At 32.6% G+C, this 18,590-nt stretch carries 18 protein-coding genes and 1 riboswitch; of the genes, 15 read left to right on the top strand and 3 right to left on the bottom strand.

The annotated features are described in order from the left end of the window. Positions 1-21 precede the first annotated feature (21 nt). The 8 genes from FM121_RS10485 (at position 22) to guaC (ending at position 8,224) form a co-directional block, all read left to right on the top strand. Positions 22-1,671, top strand: coding sequence for a glucosaminidase domain-containing protein (locus tag FM121_RS10485; protein ID WP_086952114.1), 1,650 nt, complete (start codon positions 22-24; stop codon positions 1,669-1,671). A gap of 24 nt (positions 1,672-1,695) precedes the next feature. After that, positions 1,696-1,793: riboswitch (purine riboswitch) on the top strand. A gap of 53 nt (positions 1,794-1,846) precedes the next feature. Beyond that, a complete protein-coding gene (locus FM121_RS10490) occupies positions 1,847-2,419 on the top strand; it encodes a xanthine phosphoribosyltransferase (protein ID WP_086952115.1) in 573 nt (190 codons plus the stop codon). A 275-nt stretch (positions 2,420-2,694) separates the two neighbouring features. Next, the gene (locus tag FM121_RS10495) at positions 2,695-3,831 is read left to right on the top strand and encodes a 5-(carboxyamino)imidazole ribonucleotide synthase (RefSeq protein WP_143597083.1); all 1,137 of its coding nucleotides are present in this window, start codon (positions 2,695-2,697) and stop codon (positions 3,829-3,831) included. A 25-nt stretch (positions 3,832-3,856) separates the two neighbouring features. Then, positions 3,857-4,492, top strand: a complete 636-nt coding sequence (locus tag FM121_RS10500) for a GntR family transcriptional regulator (protein WP_086952117.1) — start codon at positions 3,857-3,859, stop codon at positions 4,490-4,492. A 13-nt stretch (positions 4,493-4,505) separates the two neighbouring features. Beyond that, a complete protein-coding gene (locus tag FM121_RS10505; protein WP_086952118.1) occupies positions 4,506-5,423 on the top strand; it encodes an aldo/keto reductase in 918 nt (305 codons plus the stop codon). 24 nt (positions 5,424-5,447) lie between these two features. After that, a complete protein-coding gene (locus FM121_RS10510; protein ID WP_086952119.1) occupies positions 5,448-6,314 on the top strand; it encodes an ATP-binding cassette domain-containing protein in 867 nt (288 codons plus the stop codon). Positions 6,315-6,326: 12 nt separating this feature from the next. Beyond that, complete coding sequence (locus FM121_RS10515; protein WP_086952120.1) at positions 6,327-7,079, top strand: hypothetical protein; 753 nt, start codon at positions 6,327-6,329, stop codon at positions 7,077-7,079. A gap of 167 nt (positions 7,080-7,246) precedes the next feature. After that, positions 7,247-8,224 carry a GMP reductase gene (gene guaC / locus FM121_RS10520; RefSeq protein ID WP_086952121.1) on the top strand — a complete coding sequence of 326 codons (978 nt, stop codon included), beginning with the start codon at positions 7,247-7,249 and terminating at the stop codon, positions 8,222-8,224. A 104-nt stretch (positions 8,225-8,328) separates the two neighbouring features. On the opposite strand, the gene yidA is transcribed toward guaC, so the two are convergent. From yidA to FM121_RS10535, 3 genes are read right to left on the bottom strand one after another with little or no spacing between them, the layout of a single operon-like run. Further along, positions 8,329-9,138 carry a sugar-phosphatase gene (yidA, locus tag FM121_RS10525; RefSeq protein ID WP_086952122.1) on the bottom strand — a complete coding sequence of 270 codons (810 nt, stop codon included), beginning with the start codon at positions 9,136-9,138 and terminating at the stop codon, positions 8,329-8,331. Between the two features lie 20 nt (positions 9,139-9,158). Then, a complete protein-coding gene (locus tag FM121_RS10530) occupies positions 9,159-10,514 on the bottom strand; it encodes an HD domain-containing protein (RefSeq protein WP_086952123.1) in 1,356 nt (451 codons plus the stop codon). After that, complete coding sequence (locus tag FM121_RS10535) at positions 10,511-11,359, bottom strand: lipoate--protein ligase family protein (RefSeq protein WP_179203856.1); 849 nt, start codon at positions 11,357-11,359, stop codon at positions 10,511-10,513. Before FM121_RS10535 ends, FM121_RS10530 begins: the two co-directional genes overlap by 4 nt. A 146-nt stretch (positions 11,360-11,505) precedes the next feature. Between FM121_RS10535 and FM121_RS10540 the strand changes: the two genes are divergently transcribed. From FM121_RS10540 to rho, 7 genes are all read left to right on the top strand, one after another. Further along, positions 11,506-11,943, top strand: a complete 438-nt coding sequence (locus FM121_RS10540) for a DUF1934 domain-containing protein (RefSeq protein WP_086952125.1) — start codon at positions 11,506-11,508, stop codon at positions 11,941-11,943. Between the two features lie 82 nt (positions 11,944-12,025). Continuing rightward, a complete protein-coding gene (rpoE, locus tag FM121_RS10545) occupies positions 12,026-12,628 on the top strand; it encodes a DNA-directed RNA polymerase subunit delta (RefSeq protein WP_086952126.1) in 603 nt (200 codons plus the stop codon). A gap of 183 nt (positions 12,629-12,811) precedes the next feature. Further along, positions 12,812-13,144 carry a DUF1622 domain-containing protein gene (locus FM121_RS10550; protein ID WP_086952127.1) on the top strand — a complete coding sequence of 111 codons (333 nt, stop codon included), beginning with the start codon at positions 12,812-12,814 and terminating at the stop codon, positions 13,142-13,144. Positions 13,145-13,328: 184 nt separating this feature from the next. Continuing rightward, positions 13,329-14,804: an aldehyde dehydrogenase family protein gene (locus FM121_RS10555; protein ID WP_086952128.1), complete on the top strand. Its 1,476-nt coding sequence runs from the start codon at positions 13,329-13,331 to the stop codon at positions 14,802-14,804. A 149-nt stretch (positions 14,805-14,953) separates the two neighbouring features. After that, positions 14,954-15,820 (top strand): class II fructose-bisphosphate aldolase, encoded by an 867-nt coding sequence (locus FM121_RS10560; RefSeq protein WP_086952129.1) that lies wholly within the window; start codon positions 14,954-14,956, stop codon positions 15,818-15,820. Between the two features lie 182 nt (positions 15,821-16,002). Then, positions 16,003-17,265: a UDP-N-acetylglucosamine 1-carboxyvinyltransferase gene (locus FM121_RS10565; RefSeq protein WP_086952130.1), complete on the top strand. Its 1,263-nt coding sequence runs from the start codon at positions 16,003-16,005 to the stop codon at positions 17,263-17,265. A 6-nt stretch (positions 17,266-17,271) separates the two neighbouring features. Beyond that, positions 17,272-18,543, top strand: coding sequence for a transcription termination factor Rho (rho, locus tag FM121_RS10570; protein WP_086952131.1), 1,272 nt, complete (start codon positions 17,272-17,274; stop codon positions 18,541-18,543). Positions 18,544-18,590 lie beyond the last annotated feature (47 nt).

Below are 18,590 nucleotides of genomic sequence, written 5' to 3' on the forward strand. Positions count from 1 at the left end.
TGAAAGCGAGGTAGAAAATCGATGGAAGTAAATAAAAAAACACATCGTAAAATTGGCGTATTTGTTGGGGTTAGTACTGTTTTAGTATCGGTTTGTGGACCGGTGTTAGAAACTGTTGTTTATGCTGAAGAAGCAAACACCACTTCTAACAAAGTACTGTCAACTCTACCTAAAGCTGATTCAGCAATAAATTTTTCGAGTGAATTCTCCAGTACAATTAATGGAGATGATCCTGTTTCGACATCAGAATCATCAACTCCTAGTGAGACTAATGTAACAACTGAAGACACGTCAAAAGATTCTAGTAATAATTCATCGTCTAGTACTGATAAAAATACAACATCTAGTAGCCAAAATACTGGTTCTTCGTCATCAAGTATTACAGGACCATCTAGTAGTTCAGGTGGAAATATTTCAGGTAGTTCGTCTAATAACAATGGTGGAAGTACCTCCAAAGATTCAACAGGTGAGGATTCAAAGGATTCTTCAAAGGATGATCTATTAGGAAAAGTTATCTCTAAAACAGATGATAAAACACCGATTAAATATAATAGAAATCAGTCAACTCAAGAGTTTATTGAGGAAATTGGAGAAGATGCTAGAGCGATTGGACAAAAAAATGATTTATATGCTTCAGTTATGATTGCACAAGCTATTTTAGAAAGTGGATCTGGAAATAGTGGGTTATCTCGAGAACCAAATTATAATTTATTTGGTATTAAAGGTTCTTATGAAGGTAAATCAGTTGAAATGCCAACTTTAGAAGATAATGGTAAAGGTAGCATGTATACTATTTCTGCTAAATTCAGAAAGTATCCGAGCTACAAAGAGTCTTTAGAAGATTACGCAACACTGATGACAGGTGGAACATTAGGTCGTTCTACGTTCTATCAAGGTGCTTGGAAGTCAAACACTAAATCGTATGAAGAAGCAACAAAATATTTAACAGGCCGCTATGCAACGGATACACGCTATAACGATAAGTTAAACGGGTTGATTGAAACGTATAATTTGGCTCAATATGATAACAAAAAAGCTGTTGAAACAAAATTAAAGAAATCCAAAGAAACCGAAGCCTTCATTAAAGAAATTTCAACAGATACAAAAGAAATTGCTGAAAAAAATGATATGTACGCTTCTGTTTTAATTGCTGATGCCATTATAAAAAGTACATCTGGAAATAATATCTTAGCAGAAAATAAAAATATTTATCAAACAGAAGGTAAATATAAAGATAAAAGCATTGAAGTTGATACAATAGTAAAAGATAAAAAAGAGACAAAGCTGGAAAAAGTAACTTACAAGGAATATCCTTCGTATAAAGAATCAATAGAAGACCATGTCAAATTACTTAAAGAAGATAAAGCTGTTTATCCAGAAATGACAACCAAGAAAAAAGATAACTATAAAAAGGTTACTGCCTACATGACAGCTCAAACCAAAGAAGATAGAAGTTATCATAAAAAATTGAACTCATTAATTGCTACATATGATTTGACTAAATTGGATAAAAAAGTTGAACCTAAAAAAGAAATAAAAAAAGATGACAAAGAAGATAATAAGAAGAAAAATGAATCAATCGATATATTAAATCAATTGGGTCGTAATATGACAATCAAATTATCTGAAAGTTTAGAAAAGCCATCTAAATATGATGTAACAAGTAAATAAAAGGCATTTTGCCTTTTTTTTTGAATAAATATTTTATAAATAACTTATATAAGATTATGATATGGATAATCGTTCCTACTCAGTACCGTAAATACTGAACTATAAGTAAAAATGGGTTAATTGACTGTTTTTGCTTAGGCAAAAATAGTTTTTTTATATTAAGAGGGGGATAAAAATGAAAGAATTATTAGATAAAATTATAAGTGATGGGACAGTTTTAGAAGAGGATATTTTAAAGGTTGACAGTTTTTTAACTCATCAAATTGATCCTGAATTAATGAGTCTAATTGGTAAAAATTTTGCGGATAAGTATCGTGATAAAAAAATAACAAAAATTGTAACGATAGAATCTTCAGGAATAGCACCTGCAGTATTTATAGGGTTAGAGCTAGGTGTACCCGTTATATTTGCTAGAAAGCAAAAAAGTTTAACCATGAATAAGGAACTATTAACTGCTAGTGTCCATTCGTTTACAAAAAAAGTAACGAGCGAAATTTCAATTTCAACTAAATTTTTAACATCTCAAGATCATGTTTTAGTGGTAGATGATTTTTTAGCAAATGGTCAAGCCGCTCTTGGATTGATTGAATTATGTCATCAGGCTGGGGCAACAGTTGAAGCGATTAACATTGTTATTGAAAAATCTTTTCAAAATGGTCGTTCTCTGCTTGAAGACAAAGGATACAAAGTAGATTCTCTTGCTAGAATCAAATCATTAAAAAATAATGAAGTTCATTTTATCGAATAAACCAACACGGGGCTGACCTAAAATGTCAGTCTCATTTTTTTATAGTCAAGAGATAAAAAAGACTAACCCCACGATAACTCTACCAAAAGTGAGCCATCCAAAAGAGTGACTGTATGCTTTTTTCTTCAGTTTATTGGAACAAACCAACTTTTAATCCATCCTGTTCTTATTTATACTAAAAGAAGCTGAATAAAGAGGTTTTTATCTTTACAGTTATTCTCTAGATTGATACTATTGATATATCATATTTATAGTGGAGAAAGTAGTGAAGGAAGTTGTCGGAAATAATTTTACCAGGAAGTACAATAGGAATTATTGGAGGAGGACATATCAGTCGTATGCTTGTTATGTCAGCAAAAAAATATGGATACAAAGTAGGGATTCTCGATCCGTTAGAAGAAAGTCCAGCATCGCAAGTTGCAGATTGGCATATTGTTGCTAATTACAATGAAGAAAATGCTTTATTAGAGTTAGCAAAAAAAAGTGATATATTGACATTTGAGACTGAAAATATTGATACCAGGGCATTAGATTTTTTAGAAAAATATGTTAAGATACCTCAAGGGACATTAGGGTTGTCAGTTACGCAAGATCGACTATTGGAGAGAGAATTTTTAGATAATCATTCAATTAATATCGCACCATATGAAACCGCAGTCGTCATTTCGGATATTAAAGATGCGGCTAATAGTGTGGGATATCCTTGTATAGTAAAAAGCACAAGAAGGTACGGGGAAGAAGAATACATTGTAAAAATTAATAATGCCTCAGAAGTTGATTTGGCAGTACCCTTAATTCAACAAGGAGTCTGTATGGTAGAGGCTTTTGTTGAGTTAAAGAAAGAATTATTCATGACAATTGCAGTAAATTCAGATGGGGAGTACACTCTATTTCCAATCGTTGAATCATATCATTATTCTGATGGACTATTAAAAAAAGTGAAAGCACCAATTGAAATTGACGGATTGGATCAGCAATTAGTGAATCAAATCGAACTTATTTCAAAAGTGATTGCTTCAGAATTAAATATTTGTGGTATTGTAGGTATTGAATTTTTCATAACAAAAGATAATAATTTATATGTAAATGAAATATCAACAAGACCTCATGAATCCAGTACCTATACGATCGATGCCTGTGATTTTTCTGAATATGATGCTCATATAAGAGGGATTTGTAATTGGGCACTTCCTAAAATCAAACAATTTATGCCAGCTGTTACAATAAATATTACAAAAGAAAATTATGCGTTGGTTAATAATCTATTAACACAAAAACGAAAATGGCATTATCATTTTTATCAGTACCCGAAAAATTCTGATAGGTTCAAATTAGGGCATATAACAGTCTTATCAGACAATCTAGAAGAGACTATTCAAGAAATAAAACATGTTGGCTTGATTGACAATTAGTTTAAGGAAATAGGATGGAACGACCGTGAAGAAAAGTAGAATGCAACTTTTGGCTTATAATTATATAAAAGACAATATCGAAAAAGATAAATGGGAAAATGAAGTTCGACTTGTCGAGCAAGATATATCTAATGAATTACAAATTAGTCGTACACCAATTAGAGAAGCAATTAATAGCTTGATTCTGGAAGGTTACCTTGAAAAAGAAGTTAATCGAGGTGTGACTGTAAAAAAACAAATTATTTCTGTAGAAGAATTTGTGGAAAGAACGCAATTATTGGAGTTATTATTATCGAATTATTTGTTTCAATTACAAGTTAAACGATTGAAATTTGATACATCTAAAATTAAAATATATTTAATAAATTTAGAGGATGAAAAAGATTTTTCAAAAAAGAAATTATATTTAGGTGAAATTTTATTAGCTTTTTTAGGAAAGCTAGAAAATAAAGTAGTGAAACAGATTATTATTAAAAATTTTCAGCAGTTACATTATATTGTTTTTCCAAATGAAACACCTAATTTTTTGAATCAAGAAATTAATGACTGCATGATAAAACTATGTGATAATATTGAAAAAAATGAATATGAGTTGGCAAGAAAAACAATCCGTGTTTTTTTTAACCGATTAAACTTAGAATTAATAGATCAACAAATTTAATGGAGGTTTTGAGATGAAACAAATAAATTTAGGTAATACTAGTCTATTAGTACCGCAAGTAGCTTTAGGGTGTATGCGTATGAGTGATATGTCAATAAAAGATGCAGCAAAAGTAATTGAAACAAGCTTGGAGAATGATATTAATTTTTTTGATCATGCCGATATTTACGGTAGTGGGCAAGCTGAAATGTTATTTGGGCAAACAATTAAAGAAATGAAATTAGACAGAGAAAAAATAACAATTCAATCAAAATGTGGTATCCGTGACGGTTTCTATGATTTTTCTAAAGAACATATTTTGAAAAGTGTAGATGGCATTTTAGAACGGTTAGATATTGATTATTTGGATGTTTTAGCCCTTCATAGACCAGATACGTTGATGGAACCAGAAGAAATTGCTGAGGCTTTTGATCTCTTATTAAGCTCAGGTAAAGTTAGAAATTTTGGTGTTAGTAATCATAGACCAATGCAAATACAACTAATCGAAACGTATTTGAACCAAAAATTAGTAGTAAACCAATTACAATTTGGTTTAAAACATGCTGGAATGATCGCACAAGGTATGAATCAAAATATGGAAAACGAAGCTGGAATTGACCGTGATGATAGCGTATTAGAATATTCTCGTTTAAATAATATGACCATTCAAGCTTGGTCGCCGTATCAATATGGTTATTTTGATGGGGTATTCTTAGGAAATGAGCAATTTAGCGAGTTAAATAGCGTAATCAATGAAATGGCTAAAAAATATAATGTGACAGATACAGGTATCGCTACAGCATGGATTAATCGCCATCCAGCTAAGATTCAAACGATTATCGGAACAATGAATCCAAAAAGAATTTCAGAGGTTGCTAAGGCAAGTGAAATCAGTTTAACAAGAGAAGACTGGTATACTTTGTATAAGGCAAGTGGGTACCAATTACTATAATTATTATTAGAAAAGAGGTTAATAATGGAGATAAGAATTGATCATGTTAAAAAAAAATATGGTGTATTAGAAGTACTTAATATTGATGAAATGATTTTTGAAAGTGGTAAAGCTTACGGTGTAATTGGTCCAAATGGTGCGGGAAAGACAACTTTATTTAAAAGTATTACCAATATTATCGGTGATTATGAAGGAAATATCTATTTTGATGATGTGATAGTTAAGCAAAATAATAGTATCTTGAGTAATGTTGGGATTGTATTAGATGGTATTTCAGTATACAAAGACCGCACAGGTTGGTTTAATATTGAATATTTTTCAGGTTTAAGAGGGAATTTTGATCCTAAAAAGGCTGAAAAATTAGCAATGGAATTAGAAATCGCTGAATTTTTACATAGTAAAGTTAAAACTTATTCTTATGGAATGGTAAAAAAATTAATTCTATTAATTGCACTACTTCATGATCCGAAAGTACTAATTTTAGATGAGCCATTTAGAGGACTTGATGCAGAAACTGTGACATGGTTTAAATTCTATTTGAAACAAATGACAAGAAAAGGGATGACTTTAATAATATCTAGTCATGTAAAAAACGACATTGAGTCGCTGTGTCAAGAAGTCTATGTGATTAAAAAAGGACAGATAGTGAAAAAAATTGATTTAGTAGGAATGTCTGAGAAAATGTTGAGGGATATTTCAACTACTAATCAGGAAGCCTTTATAGTTATTCTTGAGAAATATAATTACTATTATCAAGTTCGAGAAAATGGTATTATTCGTTTGAACATCCAAGATGATAGATGGTCTGATATTAAAAAAACTCTCATAGATCAGGAAATAGAGATTATAGAACTTTCAAAAGTAAATATATTAGAAGGAAACTTAAATTAAAGGAGGAAGACGATGACAGCTAATTTAATTTTTAAAATGGAATTATTTAAATACATGAGAGATAAAAAATATTTAATCGTGACCGGTATTCTTGCAATTTTAAACATTTGTTCAACCATTTATTTAGTTTATTTAATTGATCATGCATCAAAACTTTATGAGAGTGATAGTCGTTTTTTAGGAATATTTATGCTATTTCTAACTCTTTCTATATTTGCTAATCTTGCTTTTATGTTTTTATACCCCTTTCATTTAATGTCTATGGATTATAAAAATGATGTGATGGCAATGTTAGTCGCATCTGGAGTTAATAGAAATCGGCTTTTTTTCTCAAAAATTGGAGCAACTTTACTATGGTCATTATGTGTAACTTTTGTATTAGTCTTTATTCCGGGATTTATCGTACTATTTAAAGCCTCACAAACAACGGGAATGTACAATCTTTTGGAAGATATACTAAGAACATTTAATTTAAATCAGTCAAGTATACTAGGATTATCCTTTACATTTGTTAATTCATATATTAATACACTAATCGTGATTTCAACAGCAACTATTTTGATGAAAGGTAGAAATTTAACTATTCTAGTGTATTTTGCGATTAACATGCTCCAATCTATTTTGTTAAGTGTGTTATCACTTATACCGATTTCAATGAATTTTAGTGATTTAGGTCTTTCTATTATGAATAATCTATTGATGATCTTAATATCAATTGGGATGACCTTCTTCTCACTATCAGTAATGAAAAGACAAAATCTTTAAAAACCGAACATTAACATAGAAGAAAGCAAGAATATTTTGTATATGTCTTGCTTTTTTTTTGCATTTAAGGTAGATTGTCATAGGATGCAAAATATAAAGTACGAAAGTTATGATACTATTCGTTTTTTGCTCTCAATAGATTTGTATTATTTTTAGGAGGAAGTTAAATGAAAATTTTTGATTATGAAGATATTCAATTAGTACCGAATAAATGTATCGTGGAAAGTCGTTCAGAATGTGAGACAACCGTTACACTAGGTAATAGAGAGTTTAAAATGCCAGTAGTTCCTGCGAATATGCAAACGATTATTGATGAGAGTATTGCAGAATTTTTAGCATCAAGAGACTATTTTTACATTATGCATCGTTTTGATGAAGATGGACGAATTCCATTTATCAAAAATATGCAAAGTAAAGGATTGTTCGCTTCTATCAGTGTTGGGGTGAAACCGAATGAATATGAATTTGTGAGACAATTAGCTGCAGAAAAAATTATTCCTGAATATGTAACAATTGATATTGCTCATGGACATTCGGATGCCGTTATTAATATGATTAAACACTTAAAAGAATATATTCCTGAAAGTTTTGTTATTGCAGGAAACGTGGGAACGCCAGAAGCGGTTAGAGAATTAGAAAATGCTGGGGCAGATGCGACAAAAGTTGGGATTGGTCCTGGTAAAGTATGTATTACTAAAATCAAAACTGGTTTTGGTACGGGCGGCTGGCAATTATCAGCTTTAAGACGTTGTAGTAAGGCCGCACGTAAACCTTTAATTGCTGATGGAGGAATTAGAACTCACGGAGATATAGCTAAGTCAATTCGTTTTGGAGCTACAATGGTGATGATTGGTTCGTTATTTGCAGGCCATGAAGAATCTCCAGGTCAAACAATTGAAGAAGACGGAAAATTATTTAAAGAGTACTTTGGTAGTGCTTCTGAATATCAAAAAGGTGAACATAAAAATGTTGAAGGAAAAAAAATTCTAATCGAACACCGTGGCAGTTTAGAAGAGACACTTAATGAGATGCAACAAGATTTACAATCATCAATTTCGTATGCAGGTGGTAAAGATATTGGTGCTATCCGTAAGGTAGATTATGTAGTAGTAAAAAATTCAATCTTCAATGGTGATAAATTTTAGGCTGTTTCAGAAGTGATCAGTTTCAAGAAATAAAAACAAAAAGAACTGTTTCTACTGTTGATAGAAACGGTTCTTTTTTAGGTGTATAGTTATAATAACTTAATTTAGAGTACCCATTCTTCGATAGCATATGAAACGCCATCTTCGTCATTGGTTTTAGTTGTTTTATTGGCAATTTCTTTAACAGATGATACGGCATTACCCATAGCAACACCAGTTCCAGCAAATTCAATCATTGATAAATCATTTTCATTGTCCCCAATCGCCATAACTTCATGTGGTTCAATTTTTAATAATTCAGATAGCTCTTTAACAGCTTCGCCTTTTGTGGCATTTTTATTTAAAATTTCATAGAAGAAAGGTGCACTTTTGACCATCGCAAATCTTTCTTTTAATTCAGTAGGTACTTTGGTGATAGCTTCATCTAATAACTCTTCGTGATCAATCATCATTGTTTTAATAATGTTCATGTCAGAAGTCATTTCTGAAACTTCACGATAAGTAACTGGCATGCCAGTTAAGAAAGATTCATGAACAGTATATTCACTAATATCTTTGTTAGCCGTGTACATTCTTTCATAATCCTGAACATGAAAATGAACGCCCAATTTTCTAGAAAGTAATTCAAATTCTAAATAGTCTTCAAATGCCACAGGATGTTTAATTAAAACGTCTTCCGTTCCAGCATTTTGGATCATAGCACCATTATAAGTAATAACAAAGCCATGTTCGTTATCAAGACCAAGTTCTTTAACAAGTGGCAAAACACCCATAGTTGGACGACCGGTTGCAAGAACGATATTTACGCCAGCCTTTGTTGCTTTGTTAATGGTATTTTTAACAGCCGTAGTTAGTTTACGATCTGAATTTAATAGTGTGCCATCAATATCGATGGTAACAAGTTTAATTCCCAAGAATAAAACACTCCTTCAAGTTAGTTTTCTTTTATTGCTCCGTTATGAATCATTTGGTTGAATAAAAGGATTTGTTCTTCAAATAAAGTATAGGATTGATCAGATGTTGTTGCAAGCATTTCTTTTGGAAAATAAAAGCGACGATCTCCTTTTGTCTGACCGGCAAGGGCTGCGACAAGATCACTTACTTTAGATAGCTCCATTAAACTACCATCAGCTTCCATTAGTTCAATTTGTGTGCGATGTTTATTTTCTGCAGGATGATAGAAATCGTAAGGCAGATCATAGCTAGAATTAATGGCTGTATAATTGGTAGCGTCAAAACCAACTTCTTCAATTAACTCAATTAATTCTGGAATTTTAGTTTTTGTTACGTCATTAAAAGTCACGGATTTTAACGGATGACGATGTAAGAATCGCTTCGCTAAATCACTTAATGTTGTATCAGAATGGTCCATCCAAGATAGAAAAGCTGTATTTAAAACACCATCATCTAATTTTAAGTAGTCTGATAAAGTATACTCATTTTTTAAAAAAGGAATTAGCAATGGCGAGTGGCTTTCAAAAAAACTACTATCAATCGCGTAGAGAACTTTTCCTCTGTTTAATAAATGATCTAAGATTACTTCCATGGCTCTTGAAACTGGATGAAAATAAATTTGCATGTACATTTGATAGCGACTAACAATATAATCTTCTACTGCATGCATCCCATTCGATTGAAAGGCAATCCCGTTTTTGTAAGGTCTGATCACTCGTAAAATCCTGGTTAAGTCAAACGTACCATATTCAGTTCCAGTATAATAAGCATCTCTAAGTAAGTAATCCATTCTATCTGCATCAATTTGACTTGAGATAAGTTGAACCACTTGTTGATTAGGATATTCTTTACTAATAACACTAGCAACTTTGTCAGGAAAATCAGGGGATACTTGTTTTAAAATTTGATTAATTTCAGTATCAGTAGAAGTAATAATATCAATCGTAAAGGCTTCATGATCTGTTTTAAATATTCCTTCAAAGGTATGAGAGTAAGGACCATGACCAAGATCATGTAAAAGAGCAGCACACAAAGTTACTAGTCGTTCACTATCATCCCAACCATTAACAGGATCAGTTTGGAAAGAATAATTACGATTAAAATAATTACAAATTCGACGAGTTAATTCGTAGACACCTAGTGAATGACCAAAGCGAGAATGCTCTGCAGCATGAAAAGTAAAAGAGGTTGTTCCTAATTGTTTAATCCGTCTTAAGCGTTGAAATTCTTTAGAGTTAATTAAATCAAGAATTAATTGATCCTCTATATGAATATATTTATGGATGGGATCTCTAAATACTTTTTCAGGAACCAATTTTTTTAAGGGATCTTTCAATTATCTTCACTCCAATCAATCACTTGGTTTCTTTGCTTCATTCGTTCATTTTGTTTTTCAAATTTTACTGAAAAGTCATCAGAGTTTAGAAATGTCTGAAGAAGTACCTCGTTGTCATCCGAAAAATGATACTGTGCAGTTAATACATCATTTATTCTCTCTTTGATTTGTTCAACGGTAAAATCCGTCTTTAATAACTCAGATAAATTTGACATAGAATTAGGATTAACAGGTGGAAATCCTTCTGTTCCAAATTGATTGCCTAAACTTTTTTGATAAAACTCTCTAACTATTTCTCCACGTTTAGCCTGATTTCCGCAAACACTTAAATAAATCATAATTCCAATACCATTTTTTATTCGTCTTTGAGAAATACCAGCAAATTTCTTTCCATGTATACTTAAATCAAAATCCCCAGGGCAATAAGAATCTGAAACTTCAAAAGCATCAATGGAAATATCAAAATCTGCGAGAGCTTCTTCAATAATGTGTTTCATTAATTCATAACCTTGGTCAATGGAAAAATTATATTTGCTGTCTGGTTGTGGAAGAACGATTGAAAAATTAAGAATACCTTGATCAGCCACAACAGCTAATCCGCCAGAATTGCGAACAACGACTTGATAGGCATTTTCCCTTATAGATTGAACACCTTCTGCTAAAAAGGTGACACGTGTGTCTTTCATGCCTAAAATAACTTGATTGGTCATACTCCAAAAATGAAAACAAATTATTTTGTTATCACCAGCATATTCAGCTAATAAATCAGTATATATAAAAGGTAGTAAACTTTTGTTGTGAGATAATATTTTTTGATCTAGTAAGATTGCTTCTTTTGTTATCATTAAAAAACTCCTAAAAATAGATTTAGTCCTATTATACATGAGATTGACTAAAGAAATAAGTAAAAAGAGTTGAGTTGAATATTTGACAAATTATGTGATACCAAGGAAAATGGAAGCCGATAATAAAGAGAAGTGTAGGTGGAAATATGGAAGAAAGAAAATCAGTCCCAGTTATGATTCAAGTCAAAACAGAAGTCTTTCAAGAAAATGAAACAAGAGAATTTTTTATAGAAGAAAAAGGACAAGTTGTCAGAATTGGGGAAGTTTTATATATTCGTTATAACGAAGTGATGGAAGGTGTTGATTCACCAGTTCCAGTAACAATGAAAATTATGCCAGACGGTAGTGTTCAATTGATTAGAGCTGGAGAAGTTCGAATGAAACTAAAATTTGATTACCAAAAACCAAACGAAACGCATTATCAAACTCCTTTTGGCGTCATGTGGATAAAAACATTCACCACTAATTTACGTGTTAGTCTAAAGGACCAACCTTTTTCAGGTAGCGTTCAAATTGATTATGATCTGTTTGGCGGAGAAGAAAAAATAGGTGTATATCATTTAGAATTAAATTTTACAGCTTAATGATGAAAAATGAAGATTTGAATTGCATTGAAAAGTAACTTATTGTATTATAAAGAGTAGACTGTGAAAGGACGTGTGCCAGTTGGAATTTAAAACTTTCGAAGGTGTCGATAAAAATGAAATATCTATGATTGAAGCAGCTCATGCTATTTTAGCTGAACGTGGAGATATTATGGATTTTTCTGATTTAGTTAATCAAATTCAAAACTATTTAGAAAAAGCTGATAGTGAAATTAGAGATATATTACCTCAATTTTATACTGACTTAAATATTGATGGTAGTTTTATTTCTCTTGGAGATAATCGTTGGGGATTACGTTCATGGTATCCAATCGATTCTGTTGATGAAGAAGTAACAGGTATCGATGATGACGAAGATGGTACAGTAAGACGTAAAAAACGTAAAAAAGTTAATGCCTTTATGGGTGCAGATGAAGATGCGATTGATTACAATGATGATGATCCAGAAGATTCAGACATCCACGATGAAGATGAAGAAGAGTTGTACGACGAAGAAGAAGATGAGACAAAAGAAATTAAAGAGTATACAACTGATTTGTCTGAAATTGGTGCCGATAATGATGTAGAAGAAGAAGATAACGGCGTTGAAGGATTAACCATTGTTGATGAAGATGATTTAGAAGATGATCTTTATGAAGAAGATGAAGAAGAAACTCACGAATAAAATAGAGTGGTGAGAATGGTACTTGGCTCTAAGTAACTGGAGCTACCATTTGAACTCGGACTACAAAAGTTAGAGCAGGCTTTTTCTCCTCTGTCTATTGAAGAATATTCGTATAAACAAGAAAGAGGCTGATATTTGGATCAGCCTTTTTTATTTTATTTAAAATTAAAAAGGAGTTTGATTATGCTAACTACAATCGTTCATTATATTATTTTGATCTTAAATACTTTTTCGGTAGTGATTCTTTTATTTGGTGTAGTAAAAGCAATGATTGATTTTTTTAGGAATGAATTTAAACAAGAAGATCGTTTGGTGACATCAAAAAAGAATAACTCTGTGAAAATATATTTAGGTTCGTATATCTTACTTAGTTTAGAAGTATTGATTGCTTCAGACATTATTGAAACTATTTTAAATCCTTCCTTTGAAGATATCTTAATACTAGCTGGAATAGTTGTTATAAGGACAGCCATTTCTTATTTTTTAGGGAAAGAAATTGAAAGTACAGAAAATTAAAGAGGTTATAAAAAATCTAGATTTATGTTATCGCTTGTTTGCAAATAATAGCGTGAGATACAAGTTTTTGGGCTTATATCTCACGCTATTATTTTTTTATTTCACAAAAACACTTGTATTTTTAAAGTTAAACGCTTACAATAACAACTATACCAATTATTAAAAATAGAAGGAGATTGATTTTATGATTGATTTAAATCTAGAAGAGAACTACAAATTATTTATAGATGGTAAATGGACCAATGGACAAGGCAGCCAAAGAATGGTTAGTACTTCTCCAACTAATGGTAAAGAGTTAGCAAGCTTTGTAGATGCTGTGGATGCTGATGTAGATAGTGCAGTACTTGCCGCTCAAAAGGCATTAGTAGACTGGAAAAAGTGGTCGTTGGTTGATAGAAGTAACTTATTACTAAAGATTGCAGATGTGATTGATGCTAATTTAGAACATCTAGCAATGGTTGAAACAATGGATAATGGAAAACCAATTAGAGAAACATCAACTGTTGATGTTCCCTTGAGTGCTGACCATTTTAGATATTTTGCAGGAGTTATCAGAAGTGAAGAAGGAAGTGCCACAGCGTTTGATGAAAATACTCTAAGTTTAGTTATTAGAGAACCAATTGGTGTAGTAGGACAAATTATTCCTTGGAATTTCCCTATTTTAATGGCTGCTTGGAAGATTGCCCCAGCTCTTGCTGCGGGAAACACAATTGTGATTCATCCTTCATCATCCACTTCTTTAAGTTTACTTGAGATGGTGAAATTAATTGGACCACTTCTTCCAGATGGTGTCATTAATGTCATTACTGGAAAGGGCTCTAAATCAGGTGAGTATATGCTTCATCATGAAGGATTCAACAAATTAGCGTTCACTGGTTCAACAGAAGTAGGTTATCGTGTTGCTAGAGCTGCTGCAGATCGTTTAATTCCAGCAACTTTAGAATTAGGTGGGAAATCTGCTAATATCTTCTTTGATGATATGCCGTTTGAGAAGGCAATTGAAGGAGCGCAACTTGGGATTTTATTCAATCAAGGGCAAGTTTGCTGTGCAGGATCAAGAATTTTTGTTCAAGAAGGAATTTATGATGAGTTTGTCTCAGCTTTGAAAACAAAATTTGAGGCAGTAAATGTTGGAAATCCTTGGGAAGCAGACACACAAATGGGCGCTCAAGTAAATGAAAGCCAAGTTAATAAAATCCTTACTGCGATTGAACAGGGAACTAAAGAAGGTGCGACTGTTCTAACTGGTGGAGAAAAACTTCTTGGAGAGTTAGAAAATGGCTGCTATATGAAACCAACTTTATTAACGAATGTCACTAATGATATGGCTATTGCCAGAGAGGAAATTTTTGGTCCAGTAGCAGTTGTCATTAAGTTTAAAACAATGGAGGAAGTAATTGAATTAGCCAATGAATCTGACTATGGCCTAGGGGGAGGCGTTTGGACGACTGATATTAATAAAGCCCTAAAAGTGAGCCGCGGTATTGAAACAGGACGTGTTTGGGTTAATACCTATAATCAAATTCCAGCTGGCAGTCCATTTGGTGGTTATAAAAAATCAGGAATCGGACGTGAAACACATAAAGCAATTTTAGATAGTTATTCGCAATCTAAAAATATTTATATTGATACAAATGATAATCCAATTGGTTTATATTAATTTTCATGTGAAACTTTAGATAGTTTTCAGAAAAAGACATAGAAATTTGTGATTTGACTAGCAAAATATATTGAATTCTGTTAAAATTACGGTGTTAGTTAAGTAAAACTTAACAAAAATTGTTATCCAAAATTAGGAGGAAGTTAATTATGGCATTAGTATCAGCAGCAGAAATGTTAAAACAAGCTAGAGAAGGTAAATATGCAGTTGGCGCTTTCAATACAAATAATTTAGAGTGGACAAAAGCAATTTTACAAGGTGCTCAAGAAGCAAATTCTCCAGTTATGATCCAAACATCAATGGGAGCAGCTAAATATATGGGTGGCTACCAAATGTGTTACGATATCGTTAAAGATTTAATCGATTCAATGGGCATTACTGTACCAGTAGCTTTACATTTAGATCATGGTGAATACGAAGATGCTTTAAAATGTATCGAAATTGGATACACTTCAGTTATGTTTGATGGTTCTCATTTACCATTTGACGAAAACTTAGAAAAAGCAAAAGATGTTGTAGCTAAAGCTCACGCAGCAGGCGTTTCTGTTGAATGTGAAGTTGGAAGCATTGGTGGAGAAGAAGACGGAATCATCGGTTCTGGTGAATTAGCAGATCCAGCTGAATGTAAAGCAATGTCTGATACAGGTATTGATTTCTTAGCAGCAGGAATTGGTAACATCCACGGTTCTTACCCAGAAAACTGGACAGGATTAAGTTTTGAAACATTAGCAGCAATCGCTGACGTAACTGATGGTAAACCATTAGTATTACATGGTGGTTCTGGTATTCCTTTAGAACAAGTACAAAAAGCTATCTCTTTAGGCGTTTCTAAAATAAATGTTAACACTGAATGTCAAGAAGTGTTCGCAGCAGCAACTCGTAAATATATCGAAGAAGGAAAAGACCTTGAAGGAAAAGGCTTTGACCCTCGTAAATTATTAGCACCAGGATTTACAGCTGTTACTGAATTAGTTAAACAACGTATTGAATGGTTTGGTTCAAACGGAAAAGCATAATTAAATTTTTAAAGAGGCTGACAAAATTTGTCAGCCTCTTTTTCTTTACACTGAATCTATCTAAATCTTTTTTTACTTGCTGTTTTATGGTAAAATACAGATGGTCAACAAAATAGATGATATTCTAGCTGCTTGTAAACAAGCAGCTTTTTTAAAGAGTAAAGTGAGGATATTAAAATATAATGAAAAAATTAGTAATTAATGGTGGAAAAAAACTTAAAGGTGAAGTAAAAATAAGTGGAGCTAAAAATAGTGCAGTTGCTCTAATACCAGCAGCAATTCTAGCAGATTCTCCTGTAATTCTTGAAGGTGTTCCGGATATCCAAGATGTCTATTCATTGAAAGAAATTTTAGAAATAATGGGTGTTAGTGTTACTTTTGAAAATAATCGAATGAAAATTGATCCAACTAATATGAAATCAACACCAATGCCTAGTGGAAAAATCCAAAGTTTAAGAGCTTCTTATTATTTTATGGGAGCATTACTTGGTAAGTTTAACGAAGGTGTGGTTGGTTTACCTGGTGGCTGTTACTTAGGACCAAGACCAATTGATTTACACATCAAAGGGTTTGAATCATTAGGTGCAACTGTTACAACAGAAAATGGTGCTACTTATCTTAAAGCGGATGAAGGTTTAACAGGTACTAGAATCTATTTAGATACAGTTTCTATAGGTGCGACAATCAACATTATGTTAGCCGCTGTAAAAGCTAAGGGACGTACTGTGATTGAAAATGCAGCAAAAGAACCTGAAATTATTGATGTTGCCACACTCTTAAATAATATGGGTGCATCCATTCGTGGTGCTGGTACTGATGAAATCAGAATTGATGGTGTAGAAGAATTACACGGTTGTCGTCACTCTATTATTCCTGATCGTATCGAAGCAGGAACATATTTGGCTTTAGCAGGTGCTTATGGTGAAGGTGTTAAAGTTCAAAATGTGATTCATGAACATCTAGAGAGTTTTATCGCAAAACTTAAAGAGATGGGTGTTAAGATGACGATTGAAGAAGATCAAATAACAGTCCATCCGTCATCTAATTTAAAAGCTGTTAATATTACAACGGTACCTTACCCAGGTTTTGCAACCGATTTACAACAGCCAATCACACCATTATTAATGCTGACAAAAGGAACAAGTATTGTGACTGATACGATTTATGAACAACGAGTGAATCACATTCCGGAATTAGTTCGTATGGGCGCTGATGCAAGTATTGAAGGTAGTATGATTGTAATTAATGGTAACGAAGAGCTTCACTTACACGGAGCGGAAGTCGCGGCAAGTGATTTAAGAGCTGGAGCATGTCTTGTAACTGCTGGAATCATGGCAGAGGGGATAACCAAAATTTCCAATGTTGAAAATATTTTACGTGGATACGATGATATTATCGGTAAATTAACAAATCTTGGTGCGGAAATTTGGATGGAAGAGGAGTAAACCTAAATGCGCGATTATTTAACAATGGGTGAATTAGAAAATAAAACCTTAAAAGATATTTACGCTTATGCCAAAGAATATAAAATTCCTTATTACAGTCAAATGAATAAAAAGGAATTATCTTTAGCTGTTATTCGTGCGCAAGCAGAAAAACAAGGTTTCTTTATGATGGAAGGTGTCTTAGACATTGTTTCTCAGGATGGTTATGGTTTCTTAAGACCCATTAACTATACATCTAGTAAAGAAGATATTTACATTTCTACGTCTCAAATTAGACGTTTTGGTTTGAGAAATGGCGATAAAGTGGCTGGTAAAGCCCGTCCACCAAAAGAATCAGAGCGCTATTATGGTTTAATGCATGTGGAAACTGTTAACGGGAAGAATCCAGAAGAAGCGAAAGAACGTCCACATTTTCCAGCATTAACAGCTTTGTATCCAGAAAAACAAATAAAATTAGAAACACATAAAACAAGATTAGCCACACGTATGATTGATATCTTTGCGCCTGTTGGATTTGGTCAACGTGGGTTAATTGTAGCCCCGCCAAAAGCAGGTAAAACAAGTGTCATTAAAGAAATTGCGAATGGGATTAGTAAAAATTATCCAGAGGTTGAGTTAATTGTTCTCTTAATTGATGAAAGACCAGAAGAGGTAACCGATATTGAACGAAGCGTTAAAGGAGAAGTTGTTTCTTCTACTTTTGATCAAAAACCAGAAAACCATACTAAAGTAGTGGAGTTGGTTCTTGAACGTGCCCTTCGTTTAGTAGAGGATAAACGTGATGTGGTCATCTTAATGGATAGTATCACAAAATTAGCAAGAGCCTATAACTTAGTTATTCCACCAAGTGGACGAACGTTAAGTGGTGGGATTGATCCTGCAGCCTTCTATAAACCAAAACGTTTTTTCGGTTCAGCAAGAAATATTGAAGAAGGTGGTAGCTTAACTATTTTAGCCACCGCATTGGTTGATACAGGTAGTCGTATGGATGATGTTATTTTTGAAGAATTTAAAGGAACAGGTAACATGGAGCTACATCTTTCACGAGAATTATCTGAAAGACGTGTCTTCCCGGCAATTAACATTAAACGCTCTGGAACAAGAAAAGAAGAGCTGTTAATCGCACCTAACTACTTAGAAGAGATTTGGAAAGTCCGTCGTCATATGAAAGGTGATTCGATTGAATTTACGAATCAGTTCCTGACAATGTTGAAAAAAACAGACTCTAATACACAATTTTATGAGACATTTAAAGATGTGTCTTTTTCAAAAAAATAATTGCTAAACTAAAAGTAACATGTTAGAATGATATCGTTGTATAATAA

The sequence above is a fragment of the Vagococcus fluvialis bH819 genome (assembly GCF_900163795.1).
Lineage (GTDB): Bacteria > Bacillota > Bacilli > Lactobacillales > Vagococcaceae > Vagococcus > Vagococcus fluvialis_A.

Bases quoted from the DNA above. Each gene is read 5' to 3' on its own strand.
- FM121_RS10540 (WP_086952125.1), top strand. From the start codon at position 11,506: ATGGAAGAAAGAAAATCAGTCCCAGTTATGATTCAAGTCAAAACAGAA.
- FM121_RS10505 (WP_086952118.1), top strand. From the start codon at position 4,506: ATGAAACAAATAAATTTAGGTAATACTAGTCTATTAGTACCGCAAGTA.
- FM121_RS10555 (WP_086952128.1), top strand. From the start codon at position 13,329: ATGATTGATTTAAATCTAGAAGAGAACTACAAATTATTTATAGATGGT.
- rho (WP_086952131.1), top strand. From the start codon at position 17,272: ATGCGCGATTATTTAACAATGGGTGAATTAGAAAATAAAACCTTAAAA.
- FM121_RS10535 (WP_179203856.1), bottom strand. From the start codon at position 11,359: ATGATAACAAAAGAAGCAATCTTACTAGATCAAAAAATATTATCTCAC.
- guaC (WP_086952121.1), top strand. From the start codon at position 7,247: ATGAAAATTTTTGATTATGAAGATATTCAATTAGTACCGAATAAATGT.
- FM121_RS10510 (WP_086952119.1), top strand. From the start codon at position 5,448: ATGGAGATAAGAATTGATCATGTTAAAAAAAAATATGGTGTATTAGAA.
- FM121_RS10550 (WP_086952127.1), top strand. From the start codon at position 12,812: ATGCTAACTACAATCGTTCATTATATTATTTTGATCTTAAATACTTTT.
- FM121_RS10565 (WP_086952130.1), top strand. From the start codon at position 16,003: ATGAAAAAATTAGTAATTAATGGTGGAAAAAAACTTAAAGGTGAAGTA.
- FM121_RS10490 (WP_086952115.1), top strand. From the start codon at position 1,847: ATGAAAGAATTATTAGATAAAATTATAAGTGATGGGACAGTTTTAGAA.
- FM121_RS10560 (WP_086952129.1), top strand. From the start codon at position 14,954: ATGGCATTAGTATCAGCAGCAGAAATGTTAAAACAAGCTAGAGAAGGT.
- FM121_RS10515 (WP_086952120.1), top strand. From the start codon at position 6,327: ATGACAGCTAATTTAATTTTTAAAATGGAATTATTTAAATACATGAGA.
- FM121_RS10485 (WP_086952114.1), top strand. From the start codon at position 22: ATGGAAGTAAATAAAAAAACACATCGTAAAATTGGCGTATTTGTTGGG.